Origin of the sequence: Mangrovibacterium lignilyticum, assembly GCF_010882175.1 — a bacterium.
Lineage (GTDB): Bacteria > Bacteroidota > Bacteroidia > Bacteroidales > Prolixibacteraceae > Mangrovibacterium > Mangrovibacterium lignilyticum.
This window is the reverse complement of record NZ_WKLH01000003.1, coordinates 493476-507353: the sequence shown is the minus strand read 5'-3', so window position 1 is coordinate 507353 and position 13878 is coordinate 493476. Positions and strand designations below refer to the sequence as shown.

Here is a 13878-nt window from a genome sequence, read left to right as displayed (position 1 = left end):
TCGCTTTTTTCTTATCCTCTATTTTGAGTTGAATTTAGTCTTCGTCTTTTTCCGGATCAACAATCCACTCCGGATCATACAGAAAGTCATTGTATGGAAAACGGGTCACGTGAATTTTAAGCACTTCCTCGTACAAGGTCTTTTTAAAATCATCTACGTTTTGCTTTTGCACCGCTGAAATAAACAACGACGGCGTATTTTTCTTACCCATCCAGCTATTCTTCCAGTCTTCCAACGAATAGTTTTCTTTTGTCTTCGGACTTAAATCATCTTCTTCCTTGTGCACATAGTCAAAGGCATCAATCTTATTGAAGACGTAGATAGTGGGCTTATTTCCGGTATCAATTTCACTCAGTGTTTGATTGACCGTATCAATCTGCTCTTCAAACCCCGGATGCGAAATATCAACCACATGAACCAAGAGGTCGGCTTCACGAACCTCATCCAAAGTTGACTTAAAGGACTCAACCAATCCATGGGGAAGTTTCCGAATAAAGCCAACTGTATCTGAAAGCAAGAAAGGAATATTTCCAATAACTACTTTACGAACTGTCGTATCCAGGGTGGCAAACAACTTATTCTCGGCAAAAACTTCCGACTTAGCCATCATGTTCATGATAGTAGATTTGCCAACGTTGGTATAACCGACCAAGGCTACCCGCACCAGCTTTCCCCTGTTTTTGCGCTGTGTCGCCTTCTGCTTGTCAATTTTGATGAGCTGTTCTTTCAACCGGGCAATTTTATCCAAAATAATCCGACGGTCCGTTTCAATCTGTGTTTCACCGGGCCCTCTCATTCCAATCCCCCCACGCTGACGCTCCAAGTGGGTCCACATTCGGGTCAATCGCGGCAACATATATTGATATTGCGCCAACTCAACCTGCGTTTTTGCATGAGCAGTTTGGGCACGCTTCGCAAAAATATCCAAAATAAGGTTCGTCCGGTCCAGCACTTTACACTGCAGTTCGCGTTCGATATTCCGCAATTGGGTCGGACTTAATTCATCATCGAAAATGACGCTGTCAATTTCATGAATCTTGATATAATTCTGAATTTCCTCCAGCTTTCCCGATCCCACAAATGTGGCAAAATTGGGAACATCGAGCCGTTGGAAAAATTGTTTTTTCACAACAGCACCGGCAGTGTCTGCCAAAAATTCCAGCTCGTCCAAATACTCTTGTGCCTGTCTTTCGTCTTGATCTTTATTTATAAGACCAACCAGAACGGCTGTTTCCTGTTGTGGAGAAGTGTCAATCATTCAACTTAAGTTTAAAACACAAAAAACCTGGCCTCGAAAAAACGAAACCAGGATTTTTATATTGAAATGCGATTTACTGCAATACAAAACTGATAGGAACCGTATAAGAAACTCTTACAGGTTTTCCCCTTTGTTGTCCTGGCTTCCATTTCGGAAGGCTGTTAACAACGCGCAATGCTTCTTTATCCAATGAACTGTCAACACCACGTGCAATACGTGCCTGTGTAACAGAGCCATCTTTATCAACGACGAAGTTCACGTAAACTTTACCTTGAACACCGTTTTCCTGAGCAATTACAGGATATTTGATCGCATTGGCAATAAACTTACGAAGTGCCAATTCGCCACCAGGGAATTCCGGCATATTTTCTACAATGAAAAATACTTCGCTTTCTTCTTCTTCTTCAGCTTCTTGTTGAATAACCGGAGCCACGTCAATCACCGTATTATCATCGGCTTCAGTGTCTTCAATATCCAGCTCTTCTTCAATCTCTGTGTCATCATCTACAATCGTCAACACTTCAACCACTTTTGGTGGTGGTGGTGGTGGTGGTGGTTTTACCTCTTCTTGACGGGTGATCGGAATGATCTCATCTTCAACATCTTGCTGTACCATCGTTCCCAGAGAAGCAGCTTGCTCCACCCGGGTAGTCCATTCAAAAGCAAGTAATGTTATCCCAAGAGAGATCACAAGACCGATCTGAACAAAAATATTCCTTTTGCTCTCGAGATCAGCTTTTGGTGATTTCTTCAATTCCATAATTCAGTTTTAGAAGTTTATTCTGTGACAGAAACATTTTTACTTTGAGGGGTTAAAGATAGAAAATATTCGACAAAATCAATATTTAGCCCCTCAAAATATTGTTTCCATTACATTTTCTTTTTTTGAGTTATAATTCTATTGCAAAACGAAATTAATCGGCACTGTATACATGACACGAACCGGCTTACCATTCTGCATTCCGGGCTTCCAGCGAGGCATGTTGTTGACCACCCGAAGTGCTTCCCGATCGAGCGAGGCATCCAAAGATCTGACAACCATGGCGTCGGTAATACTTCCATCGGTGTTGACAACAAACCGAACAAAGACCTTTCCTTGCACTCCGGTCTCCTGCGCTAAAGCCGGATATTTGACGGCGCTCGCAATAAACTTTATCAACGATTGCATTCCGCCAGGAAACTGGGGCATCTGTTCGGCAATCACGACAACAGTTGCTTCTTCCGTTTCAGCAGGTCGATTGGATATCACCGGATTTACTTCAAATAAATCACCGACATTCGCTTCGTCAGAATAATTGTCAAAATTGATTTCCTCTTGCCCTTCCTCCAAATCAACAACAATATCCTTGATCGTTAGAGGAGCGATTTCAACTTTCTCTTCTTCAGGTCTGGTAACAGGAATAATGATTTCTTCGGGCGGGTCCCAATTTACGGATTCCACTTCCGGGGCTGCTTCAAGGGGAGATTTAAAACTGAACGCGGCCAGCACCAGCCCAAGCGAAAGAACTAGCCCGACAAAAAAGAAGGTAGAACGATTCCGTTCCAAATCGGCCTTTGGCGATTTTTTCGTTTTCATAGCTTTGATATTTAGGTTTCTAATTGGGGTGAATCGATGCTACAAAAACAAAAATCAAACCAAGATTAGGTTTTCAGTTGCTGTTTTAAAAATATTATTATATTTGCCGGACAAAATAATGGGGGATTAGCTCAGTTGGCTAGAGCGTTTGACTGGCAGTCAAAAGGTCATCGGTTCGATTCCGATATTCTCCACACAAGTAAAAACGCATTACAGAATTTCTGTAATGCGTTTTTAGTTTACGGCACTTGCTCCACAATTACTCTATCGTCTTTTCATCATGGCTGTTGACGAACAAAACAGCATTACTTTCATATCCTTCGAATATTTTGCGGCCATCGTGTTTCAAATGATCACCACGGAAACCGGTAATCACCAATCCGGCATCTATTGAACGCTGATTGATCATCTCTTTGATGTTCACTCCAGCCTTTTCTTCCAGAATTTCGATATTCTTGAGCGTAATTGGCAAACGTCCTTTAACGATCAACTCCTGCAGCTCAACCTTACTCTTTTCAATATCTTCAAGCTTCGAGACTTCAAAAATCTTGATGTTGGTTTTCTTCCAATCGGGATGAGCTCCAATAATGAAACCCAGTAAAATCATGAGATTGGCGTTGTGCTCGTCGGTTCGTTGCAACCACACATGAATATCGTTCCGGGTATCAATCCGTTTTTTGCCTGTCCGAAGGATCAACACATCAAAATCGCCGGCATTTACCAAGGCATAATTGTCTATGATGCGCGCCAAACTATGCTCGTCTTCTACATCACTGTCAAAAATCAGCATATTATTCTCCATCCCTGCAATTCCCGGTAACTGAATGGCTTGGGCAATGGCTGAAGTAAACGAAGGCGAAATAATGGTATCAACATAAACATGGCTTTCAATCCGGTCGAATTGGCTAATCAAACTAGCCAGGTTTTGCCGGGCTTCCAAATTTGTTGACTTCGAGAAATAGCCCTCCATTAAATGAATATAGGTTCCAAAACCGTACTTGTAGGCCAGCCAGTTTTGTAACCGAAAAGCATGTTTCCGGTCGAAACTGCGATCGCTGATACAAATTGAGCTCGGACGCCATTCTTTGAACGAACTTCGTTTCCTGGCTTTTTGCAAAAAAACTTGCATAGAACGGTTGATCTGGAAGATGGAATTGGTGAAGATGATCTCTAATCCTTTCCGATCTTTGTGAAAATAATCGACGATCATGTAAATCACCGCCATGGATGACAAAGCCACCAATGCATAAACAGTATCGATTTTAAACATCACATAAAGAGATGTCACAAAACCAACGAGCGAGAAGTACCAACGTGAGCGAAAAGATGGGCGATAAGATGGAGATGATCCAAAATGGTTTAAGAACGAAATCAAACAAAGTGAACCATAAGTTACCATGAAAAACATGGATATAATTCGGGCTACAATGTTCACATTACCCAAAGCTACAAATACAAAAGCAATAACAATAGTCACAATAGCCGCTTTCTTTGGCTCTCCCTTTTTATCATTTGCTCCCAAATAGTTGTTCACATGTCTGTTTGGAAAAGACTGATCGACCGCCAAAGCCTGCAAAGTACGTGGTGCAACCAGAATTGAGCCAATAGCCGAAGAGATCGTTGATGCAGCCAATCCGATAGGAACAACAATACTCCCGGCAATCGCGATGTCGCCCATAATCAGTTGCTTGTTTAGCAAATCAACTTCGGACGCAGAGGAAGCCAGTTTCCAGGATATAAAGACGTACACGACCATGCCAACAAGTGTGGCCACTGTTGTTCCGATAGGGATCGATTTAGCCGGATTTTTCAGATCTCCGGATAAACCAACACCTGCAGTCATTCCTGTAAAAGCAGGAAAGATGATAGCAAAAATGAAGAAAAACTGGTCCATGTTTCTGAACTCAGCCTTAAAGACGTTAAAGGTCGAAATATCTGCATATTCAGTCCTCCCCATGAAAAACATGACCAAAGAAACAGCGAGGATCCCAACAATAGCATAAAGAGTTTTGACCCCCATATTGGCACCTTTTCTCAGAATAAGCAATGCCAAAATTCCCATTGCTGGCAGACTCACCACTTGCCGTGGCAAATCCCAGCCATAATTATATTTGACTATGTTAAAAAGTTGTTCAAACGATTCGGTAAACGCAATTACATAGAAAGCAACGCTAATAGCCTGCGAAAGATAAAGAGCAATCCCAATTGTTGCCCCGATATTCAACCCAAAAGAACGGGAAATAATAAAATACTCTCCGCCTCCCTCGACCCGCTTATTGGTTGCCAGTTCCGAAATGGCCAAAGCCGTTGGAACAGTCACCAGGTGACCAACCAAAATGATCAGGATAACTCCCCAAAAACCGAGTGTTCCCACACCAAATCCAAATCGCAAAAAAAGGATCGCACCAAGAATGGTGGAAATTGCCGTAAAAAATACCGGCGCTGTTCCAAATGCTTTTGTTTTATCGCTCATAATATATTCAAACTAAAATACAGCTTGCTTGTTTAAAAGCCTCACATTATGACGCCTTTTTAAGCGTATAGAAAAAAGTTTTCCCCTCGGCCAGATCATCAAAATTATAAATTGTTTTATCAGCATGCCTGTAGTAAAAAGAAAGCATCGCAATATCGCCGGCACAAAAAAGCGAATGCAGACACATTAAACTGAAAAAGAAATAGCAAGCGGGATGTTCCCAAAGCCAAATTCCCGGCATAATCGTCAACAAATTAACAACTAAAAATGGCGCTAAAGCGACTCGCTTAAACACGGTAAAATCGACCACTTGCCGGTCGGCAGCCACATAGAAAATAAACTTCCGCCAAAGGGCTCCTGCCTTCAACTTTTTCACTCCATTTAACCGATAAGCTACCGCATGGAACAGTTCATGCAACACGATTAATACGGAAAACGAAAAAACTAATGCTCCAAGCATCCACCAGAGTGGTTCCATTACTCCACGCGTGGCAGACCATATGGAGATCGCAAGTAAAACAACGTAGAGCACCAACATCGCAATCTGGTAGATACCGTAATAACGCAACAGCTTTGTTGGCTCATAAATCTGTTCGTAAATAAAGGATTTGATCTGCCTCTGGTCGACCACCTTCAACAGTTCAAATTCGGAGTCCTTCGTCAAATCATCAGGAGTGTAGTGCCTCATGTTTTCTCGTTTAATATTTCAAGCAATGCGCGCAAGTTTAATAACTTCACCAACATCGCATAGATAGAGCCAAAGAATAAAACAGAAAACGCCCCCAACAACCAGTTCTCGAAGAACAGACTGATTTTACCGGCCAACACCGTAAACAAACAAAATCCGGCGAAGCGTAAGAGCAAAAGATAATTCAATTTCAGTTTGAAATACTTTAACACTAGCAGTATTTGAGCAACAGCGATGCCCAGTTGTGTCAGCATCGCAACTAATGCCGCACCTTCAGCCTGCATCCTTGGAATTAAGAGACTATTCAACCCGACATTGAAAACCATGAAACCCAGAGCAAGCAAGTTTAAAATTTTCAAATTTCCGTTTGCAGTTAACAAGGTGCCGAAAATATATGTCACCGAGATTCCGCCGAAACCGATCATCAATTTAGCAAACAAACCAGCTGATTCCGCAGTATGTTGATGATAAAGCAATGCCATAATTTCTGCGGAGTAAAAATTTGAGATGACCATAATCAGGATCGTTGGCACCATGATCAGTTCAGTCGAAAAACGCAACAGATGATCGATCTCCTCTTTCTTTTTCAACATTCGCGAAAACATGGGCAACAACAGACCGGCAAACAACAAGCCGATCATGGCAGCTGCATCCTGCAAGCGAAATGCCTGTGCATAAATTCCGGCCTGCACACTTCCATTTTCGGGCAAAAAACGCTCAAGCAACACTGAATCAACGCGGCTGTATACCGACATGAAAAGCACCAACAAGGCAAACGGAAAACTCTGCCTTAAAAACGAGGCGTAGATTCGCCAATTGAATCGCAATCGAAATGCTCCGGAATAAAAAATGACGAAACCCAAACTTGTTAGCATCGCTATCCCATAAGCCAACGTTTGCGCATATACAAACCACTCAATCGAGAAATAGCCTCCCAGCCAATTGGTAAAAAGCAGCATGCTGCACAAAACAATCATCAATGTTCGGTCGAGCACCGATAGGAAGCTGTCGGTACGAAAAAAATGGAGCGCACTGATATTTGAACGCAAGTAGAGGATCAATGAAACAAGGAACTGATTAAAAATCAAGAAGTACAACAAATGAATCTGCCGCTCATTATAACCGACAACGAAAGCCACCAGAAGGCAAATGAAGGCATAGAAAATAGCCAGCAAAAATTTCAAACTAACCAGGTAACTCAGGTACTTTGGCAACAGCTGACGATGCCGGGCAATAGACCGGTTATTGAAATTGGTAATGCCAAGATCGAGGAAAATATTCAACACCAGCGAAAAGTTGAACAAGGAAAAATACATCCCGTAGTCTTCAGCTCCCAAGACATTTTGCACCGTCCGGTCGATGCCTAAAATCCAAAAAGGCTTAATCAACAGATTTAAGGTGAGCAGCAAGAGAAGATTAGTGAAAAACTTTCGCTTCAAGGCCTGTTTGCTTTAGCATATTAATTGCTTAAATGTAAAAAAAATTTGACCAGACTTTGTACATTTGAGATAAAACACCATAACTAACGAACCATGATCATAGCGGTCAATACTCGAACATTACTAAAAGGCAAGCTTGAAGGCATTGGCTGGTTTACCCGTGAAACACTCTACCGAATCACCCGGAACCACCCGGAACACCAGTTCATCTTTATTTTTGACCGGCCCTATGACAAAGAGTTCATCTTCTCGGAAAATGTCACTCCGGTTGTCGTTTCCCCGCCCGCCCGGCATCCGATTCTTTGGTTTATTTGGTTTGAATTGCAAATCCCCCGGGTTCTTCGGAAATATAAAGCCGATCTTTTTCTGTCAACCGATGGCTATTTATCGCTAAACACGCGGGTGAAACAATTGGCAGTTATTCACGACATCAATTTTGCACACCGCCCAAAAGATTTACCGTTTTGGTATGCACGATATTACAACTACTTTTTTCCGCGTTTCGCCAAAAGAGCTAACCGCATTGCAACAGTTTCGTTTTATTCAAAGGAAGATATTGTAAGAACGTACCATGTCGATCCGGACGATATTGATGTGGTTTACAACGGGGTCAATACGCTTTATACCCCAACCAGCGCTGACGAACAGGCCGAAACCCGAAATAAATACACCAACGGAATTCCGTATTTTTTGTACGTCGGTTCACTGCATCCACGGAAAAACATTTGCGGACTGTTACGGGCGTTCGATGCGTACCGAACCTCAACCAGCCGCGACACCAAATTACTGATTACCGGCGATGCCATGTTTAAAACCGATGACATTGTAAAAACACATGAAGGTATGCGCCACCGAAACGACGTGGTGTTCACCGGGCGACTGCCCAATGAAGAATTACACCAGGTTTTGGGTGCTGCAATGGCTCTTACTTTTGTGCCCTTTTTCGAAGGTTTTGGGATTCCGGTTATTGAAGGGATGAGTGCCGGTATCCCGGTCATTTGTTCCAACACCACTTCGCTGCCCGAGGTTGGTGGTCATGCCGTTCTTTATGCCGACCCTTTCGCGGTATCGCAAATTAAAGAAGCGATGATCCGGATTGCCGAGGAAGACGGACTGCGCGAAACACTCATCCTGAAAGGCCAAAAGCAACAGCAAAAGTTTAGTTGGGATAAAACCGCCGAAATACTGTGGGGAAGCATCCAGATTTGTTTAAACAGCTAGCGGTTTTGTCCGAAAGCGTCCAGTACCGGTTTTCCATCCCACCAATAAGGAACAAAGCGCAGCGGAATGCAAAAAATCTCGTTCGATTGCATTTCTCTGAGGATTTTTGCATTCCGCTACGAATTTCTCCGTTTCTCCACGGTTTTCTCCGCTCCTCCGCGGATTTTTCCGTTTTGCGGCGGTTCAGTCGCATTCCGTGTTCGGATTTTGCGTTTCGTCGGCGAAAAACCGATTTCGAAACCGGTTCGAAGCAGTTTACTCATTTCCGTTATCTTTGTGCGAAGCAAAACATGATGAAAACAAGAGCAACACCCCTTCAACTCTACTTGCAGGAAGGCCGGCTTGAAGCCGGATGCGACGAAGCAGGTCGTGGCTGCCTGGCAGGCCCGGTAGTGGCTGCAGCTGTTATTCTACCGCCCGACTTTAAAAACGAACTGCTCAATGACTCCAAAAAATTAAGCGAAAAACATCGTTACCAGCTTCGGCCAATTATCGAAGAACAAGCAGTAGCTTTTGCGGTGGGCATCGTCAGCCATACCGAGATTGATGAAATCAACATTCTGAATGCCTCCTTTTTGGCGATGCACCGGGCAGTCGACCAATTAAATTTAAAACCCGAACATTTACTGATTGATGGCAATCGTTTCAAAGCATACCCCGAGATCAATCACACCTGTGTGATTAAGGGCGACGGCAAATTTTTGCCAATTGCTGCGGCCTCTGTTCTGGCAAAAACCTACCGCGACGATTTAATGAACGGGCTTCACGGCAAATTTCCCCATTACGCCTGGGATCGAAATAAAGGCTACCCAACTGTTGCACATCGCAAAGCCATTGAACAATTTGGTGTTTCGCCCCATCACCGCATGACTTTCCGATTATTGGACGATCAATTAAAGCTGAATCTTTAGCGTTTACAGATTTTAGCCCGCCTGCCTGTTTAAGTGCTTTTTATCACCTTTTCGAAACCGGCATTCCGTTAAATTTGTAGTAACTAAAAAAATCGGACCATGTACGGAAAAATCAAACAAGACCTTCTAAACACACTCGAAGAATTAAAAGAACAAGGTTTGTACAAAACCGAGCGGATTATTACTTCGTCTCAAAGCGCACAAATTAAAGTAGGTGAAGGGCAGGAAGTGCTTAACTTCTGCGCCAATAATTATTTGGGTTTGGCCAGTCATCCGGAAGTTGTAAAAGCCGCTCAAGTAATCATGAACGACTGGGGATTTGGGCTTTCATCCGTACGTTTTATTTGTGGTACCCAAGCCATTCACAAAGAATTGGAAAAAAAGACATCAGCGTTCCTCGGAACAGAAGATACCATCTTATACTGTGCCGCTTTCGATGCCAATGGCGGGGTTTTTGAACCGCTGCTGGGCGACGATTCTGCGATCATCTCAGATGAATTGAACCACGCTTCCATCATCGATGGCGTTCGTTTGTGCAAAGCACAGCGTTTCCGCTACAAGCACTCAAACATGAAAGAACTGGAGCAATGCCTGAAAGACAGTCAATCGGCGAAATACCGGATTGTGGTGACTGACGGGGTTTTCTCGATGGACGGTGACTTAGCCAAACTTCCGGAAATTGTAGCGCTTTGCGAAAAATACGACTCCCTCGTGATGGTCGACGATTCGCATGCCACGGGCTACATCGGAGCAACAGGCCGCGGGACAGCCGAGCATTTTGGATTGTTAGGTAAAATTGACATCATCACCACCACTTTTGGCAAAGCATTGGGAGGTGGAAACGGTGGATGTACTTCAGGTCGTAAAGAAATTATTGAAATGCTGCGCCAGCGTTCCCGTCCCTATTTGTTTTCGAACACTTTGGCTCCGGCAACCGTTGGGGCGACCCTAAAGGTTTTGGAAATGTTGACCAGCTCTTCAGAATTACAAAACAAGACCATGAAAAATGCCGATCACTTCCGTGAGAAAATGGAAGAAGCCGGATTTGATCTGGTAAAAGGCGAAACAGCTATTGTGCCCGTTATGCTTTACGATGCCCCCCTGGCGGTAAAATTTTCAAACTTACTGCTGGAACAAGGAATCTATGTCATCGGATTTGTTTACCCGGTCGTTCCGAAAGGGAAAGCAAGAATTCGTGTTCAGTTGTCGGCCGCACATACCTCAGAACAGATTGATCAGGCCGTAAAAGCATTTATCAAGGTTGGTAAAGAACTGGAAGTAATCTAACTGAAGCAAAGAACAAAAAGAAGGCTGTTCTTTGGGGAGCAGCCTTTTTTGTGCCGGAAAATGGAAAGAGACACCACTTAAGCGGTGCCTCAATACCATAATCAATCATAATAAATAAGCTCCCAATGAATCAATCTAACCAACTTTAGAGAGTCCTACTTATCGAATCCTATATGAAAATCTATCACTCCAATTTACGACCTAGTTGACAAAAAATCACTATGACTTATAAAAGATTTCGAAAACCAGTAAAACTTATCGCGTTTAGCCGCTGACCAATTTCACGGCTACAGCCATCAAATTCCGGCAAAAAAAAGATGACACTTAATTAAGCATCATCTCACATCTATCTCGAAAATATTGTTTCGTCTTCAAATTATAGCCGAATCGGTATCCCGTTGTAGAAATCCAGAATCTTTGTGCGGAAAATATATTCATACTTGGACTGAGCCAAATCGCTTTGAGCTTTTGTCAGCTTATTTTTGGCTTCGTTATATTCCACCGTATTCACCATCCCTACGTTGAACTTTTCTTCGGTATAACGAAAAGCCTCCTGCATTGATTCAACCGCTTTTGAACTGGCCATATACTTTTTCAGCGATGCGATCGCATTGGTATAAGCTTGCTCAATTTCCTGGCGAAGTGCATTTTTCGTGTCCTGAACATCCAATTCTTTGCTCATGACATCCAGCTTGGCGTTGCTAATATCTGTTCGACTTTGAAGCTTATTGAAAATCGGAATACTCAAATTAAGCCCGACACTTTTCCCAATGTTGTTTTTAAACTGATCGTACAGCGATCCGCTATTGTAATCTTTAAACACAGAGTTCAAGTTAGCGCCAAGATACAAGCTCGGATAGAGTGATCCTTTGGCAATTGAAACTGAGGTCTTCGACGCCTCAAGTTGAAACTCTGCACTCTTAACCTCAGGTCTAAATTGAACTGCATTTTTAAATACATCCATCGAATTCATCAAGGAACTATTTGCTGCAACAACCGGCAAAATGGGTTTCTCAATAACAAAACTTTCAGTAGCCGGAAGTTCAAGCATTTGGTATAAATTCAAATAAGCCAATTGCTGCCGGTTTTCAGCCTCAACCAAATTCAATTCTTCATTCGCCAATTGCGCTTCGATTTCGAGCAGACTTCCTTTCGCTAAACTTCCTGCTTTCACCAATTTACCGGTGCGATCAACCTGCGACCGGGTAACATCCATTTGATCTTTAGCCACTTGAACCAGCTCGTCGGAAAATAAGATTTCGAGATAAGCTGCAGCTATATTCAGCATCAAATCGTCTTTCGCTTTTTGTAGATCCTGCAATCGAGCCTGGAGCGTAAAATCCGCCTGTGTCACAGCTCTGTTCAAGCGGAAACCATTCCACAAACTCATATTCAGGTCAACCGATCCGGTGACTGTATTTACATCGAAATTTTCATAGGTCCCATCCAGTAATTGAGAACGACCAAAACTGTAATTTCCCCCGAAGCTACTGCTCACTCCCGGCAACCTGTTATATTTAGCTTGCTTGAGTTCATTCTCATAATATGTGGCGTTGAGTTGTTGCTGTTTGACCTGGATATTGTTTTCCAGGGCATAATCAATACATTTTTGCAAATCCCATTTTTCCTGCGCCTGAACAGTCGTGGAAATGAGCAAAAGAAAAGCAATGGTTAATTGATTGATGAGTTTCATTGTGAACTTATTTATTTGTGTGCTAAATTAACGATTCAATTCGAAATCAGTTGATCTGTTTCCTATATGTTCCAATTTAACGGAAGATATCCCTACCTATTTCATGCAATAAGCTATTTATTTCAAAAGAAACATTGTTTCAACCGACTACAAACCTACAATTTAGCTTTGGTTTTTATCTTCTTTCAGTTTTTTAGGATCGATCTTATCCCCTTTGACTTTTTCGTCTTTCGACAAACCTTCGACAATTTCTATGTTAATACCATCAGAAAGACCGGTTTGCACTTTTCGTTTTTCGTAAGTGCTCTCCTCCTCGTTCGTTAAAACTTCAACATAAGCCGAGTCATTCTCAAATTTCAGCATGCCTTCCGGAATCACCATAACACTGTCCTTGCGTTCGAGCACAATGTTGGCATTCGCACTGTAGCCTGCCCGAATAAACTGGTCTTGTTTCAGATCCACATCTGCCTTTATTTCAAACTGAATGGCACCATTTTCTTCAACTCCCTTAGGAGCAATATATTCCAGAATAGCTGCAAACTTATCTTTTTCAATGGCACCGATTTCTAACTCGATCGGCATCCCTACTTTAATTTTACCCACTTCGGTTTCGTCGACCTTTCCTTCAAAAATCATGTCCTGCATGTCTGCAACAGTAGCGATAGTTGTCCCATCGTTAAATGTGTTCGACTGAATAACTGAGTTTCCGACCTTAATTGGAACATCCAGAACCATCCCGTTGATGGTCGACCGAACCAAGGTATTGGTCGCACTCTCTGCTTTCTTCAGCACCCCGTTCTTCACCAGTTCCAAGTTGTTCTCAGCTGCCGACAACTCTTCTTTCGACGAATCGTAAGCCACCTTGGAACTCATATAATCGGCATAAGAAATCACTTCATTATCGAAGAGTTTTTGCTGACGATCAAAATCAATCTTCGCATCTTCAAAATTAATCCGTGCCCGGTTTAGTCGGGACTCGGCAGAATTCAGAGTCACCATATCGGGAATAATTTTGATGCGGGCAATCACCTGATCCTTTTTCACATTATCGCCGGCCTCAATATATAATTCATCAATAATTCCTGAAATTTGTGGCTTAATTTCGATCTCCTGCCGTGGTACAACCGATCCTGTTGCCACCGTTTTTTTAATGACATTTGATACAAATGGTGTTTTGTTTTCGAAAATATCAGGTTGTTTTTTCGATTTTGTATAGAGAAAGAAAATCGTTCCGCCGAAGATGGCTACGATCACCACGATCCCTAAAATTTTAAAAATCTTTTTCATTTTGCTTGGTTTTTATTGTTCTGTTTTCTTGTGAATTCAATGAAT

Annotated in this window: 12 protein-coding genes and 1 tRNA gene; 4 read left to right on the top strand and 9 right to left on the bottom strand. The window is 42.6% G+C overall.

The window, feature by feature from the left end; genetic code table 11:
• Positions 1–34: 34 nt before the first annotated feature.
• From hflX to GJV22_RS16380, 3 genes are all read right to left on the bottom strand, one after another.
• Entirely contained in the window at positions 35–1258 is a 1224-nt protein-coding gene (hflX, locus tag GJV22_RS16390; protein ID WP_163716272.1) for a GTPase HflX, read from the bottom strand.
• A gap of 73 nt (positions 1259–1331) precedes the next feature.
• On the bottom strand, positions 1332–2018 hold the full coding sequence (locus tag GJV22_RS16385) for an energy transducer TonB (protein WP_163716270.1): 687 nt from the start codon (positions 2016–2018) through the stop codon (positions 1332–1334).
• A gap of 138 nt (positions 2019–2156) precedes the next feature.
• Entirely contained in the window at positions 2157–2834 is a 678-nt protein-coding gene (locus GJV22_RS16380; protein ID WP_163716267.1) for an energy transducer TonB, read from the bottom strand.
• 120 nt (positions 2835–2954) lie between these two features.
• On the opposite strand from GJV22_RS16380, the gene GJV22_RS16375 reads away from it, so the two are divergent.
• Positions 2955–3028, top strand: a tRNA-Ala gene (locus tag GJV22_RS16375).
• Positions 3029–3093: 65 nt separating this feature from the next.
• Here the strand turns inward: GJV22_RS16375 and GJV22_RS16370 are convergent.
• Genes GJV22_RS16370 through GJV22_RS16360 form a run of 3 tightly spaced genes read right to left on the bottom strand, consistent with a single transcriptional unit; the run spans position 3094 to position 7434 of the window.
• The gene (locus GJV22_RS16370) at positions 3094–5307 is read right to left on the bottom strand and encodes an APC family permease (RefSeq protein ID WP_163716264.1); all 2214 of its coding nucleotides are present in this window, start codon (positions 5305–5307) and stop codon (positions 3094–3096) included.
• Between the two features lie 46 nt (positions 5308–5353).
• Positions 5354–5995 carry a DUF3267 domain-containing protein gene (locus tag GJV22_RS16365; protein WP_163716261.1) on the bottom strand — a complete coding sequence of 214 codons (642 nt, stop codon included), beginning with the start codon at positions 5993–5995 and terminating at the stop codon, positions 5354–5356.
• Positions 5992–7434: an oligosaccharide flippase family protein gene (locus GJV22_RS16360; RefSeq protein ID WP_163716258.1), complete on the bottom strand. Its 1443-nt coding sequence runs from the start codon at positions 7432–7434 to the stop codon at positions 5992–5994. The genes GJV22_RS16365 and GJV22_RS16360 overlap by 4 nt, the downstream gene beginning before the upstream one ends.
• 93 nt (positions 7435–7527) lie before the next feature.
• Here GJV22_RS16360 and GJV22_RS16355 point away from each other — a divergent pair, with 93 nt between their 5' ends.
• Positions 7528–8655: a glycosyltransferase family 4 protein gene (locus GJV22_RS16355; RefSeq protein ID WP_163716255.1), complete on the top strand. Its 1128-nt coding sequence runs from the start codon at positions 7528–7530 to the stop codon at positions 8653–8655.
• A gap of 116 nt (positions 8656–8771) precedes the next feature.
• On the opposite strand, the gene GJV22_RS16350 is transcribed toward GJV22_RS16355, so the two are convergent.
• On the bottom strand, positions 8772–8918 hold the full coding sequence (locus GJV22_RS16350; RefSeq protein WP_163716252.1) for a hypothetical protein: 147 nt from the start codon (positions 8916–8918) through the stop codon (positions 8772–8774).
• Positions 8919–8945: 27 nt separating this feature from the next.
• Here GJV22_RS16350 and GJV22_RS16345 point away from each other — a divergent pair, with 27 nt between their 5' ends.
• Entirely contained in the window at positions 8946–9566 is a 621-nt protein-coding gene (locus GJV22_RS16345; RefSeq protein WP_205461914.1) for a ribonuclease HII, read from the top strand.
• A 99-nt stretch (positions 9567–9665) separates the two neighbouring features.
• Positions 9666–10853: a glycine C-acetyltransferase gene (gene kbl, locus GJV22_RS16340; protein ID WP_163716249.1), complete on the top strand. Its 1188-nt coding sequence runs from the start codon at positions 9666–9668 to the stop codon at positions 10851–10853.
• Between the two features lie 376 nt (positions 10854–11229).
• Here the strand turns inward: kbl and GJV22_RS16335 are convergent, their stop codons facing one another.
• Together GJV22_RS16335 and GJV22_RS16330 are read right to left on the bottom strand one after the other, a co-directional pair.
• Positions 11230–12546, bottom strand: coding sequence for a TolC family protein (locus tag GJV22_RS16335; RefSeq protein WP_163716247.1), 1317 nt, complete (start codon positions 12544–12546; stop codon positions 11230–11232).
• 162 nt (positions 12547–12708) lie between these two features.
• Positions 12709–13833 (bottom strand): efflux RND transporter periplasmic adaptor subunit, encoded by a 1125-nt coding sequence (locus GJV22_RS16330; RefSeq protein WP_163716245.1) that lies wholly within the window; start codon positions 13831–13833, stop codon positions 12709–12711.
• Between the last annotated feature and the right edge of the window lie 45 nt (positions 13834–13878).

Excerpts from the sequence above, each read along its gene's own strand:
- GJV22_RS16380 (WP_163716267.1), bottom strand. The coding sequence starts at position 2,834 with ATGAAAACGAAAAAATCGCCAAAGGCCGATTTGGAACGGAATCGTTCT.
- hflX (WP_163716272.1), bottom strand. The coding sequence starts at position 1,258 with ATGATTGACACTTCTCCACAACAGGAAACAGCCGTTCTGGTTGGTCTT.
- GJV22_RS16385 (WP_163716270.1), bottom strand. The coding sequence starts at position 2,018 with ATGGAATTGAAGAAATCACCAAAAGCTGATCTCGAGAGCAAAAGGAAT.
- GJV22_RS16355 (WP_163716255.1), top strand. The coding sequence starts at position 7,528 with ATGATCATAGCGGTCAATACTCGAACATTACTAAAAGGCAAGCTTGAA.
- GJV22_RS16370 (WP_163716264.1), bottom strand. The coding sequence starts at position 5,307 with ATGAGCGATAAAACAAAAGCATTTGGAACAGCGCCGGTATTTTTTACG.
- GJV22_RS16365 (WP_163716261.1), bottom strand. The coding sequence starts at position 5,995 with ATGAGGCACTACACTCCTGATGATTTGACGAAGGACTCCGAATTTGAA.
- kbl (WP_163716249.1), top strand. The coding sequence starts at position 9,666 with ATGTACGGAAAAATCAAACAAGACCTTCTAAACACACTCGAAGAATTA.
- GJV22_RS16335 (WP_163716247.1), bottom strand. The coding sequence starts at position 12,546 with ATGAAACTCATCAATCAATTAACCATTGCTTTTCTTTTGCTCATTTCC.
- GJV22_RS16330 (WP_163716245.1), bottom strand. The coding sequence starts at position 13,833 with ATGAAAAAGATTTTTAAAATTTTAGGGATCGTGGTGATCGTAGCCATC.
- GJV22_RS16345 (WP_205461914.1), top strand. The coding sequence starts at position 8,946 with ATGATGAAAACAAGAGCAACACCCCTTCAACTCTACTTGCAGGAAGGC.
- GJV22_RS16350 (WP_163716252.1), bottom strand. The coding sequence starts at position 8,918 with ATGAGTAAACTGCTTCGAACCGGTTTCGAAATCGGTTTTTCGCCGACG.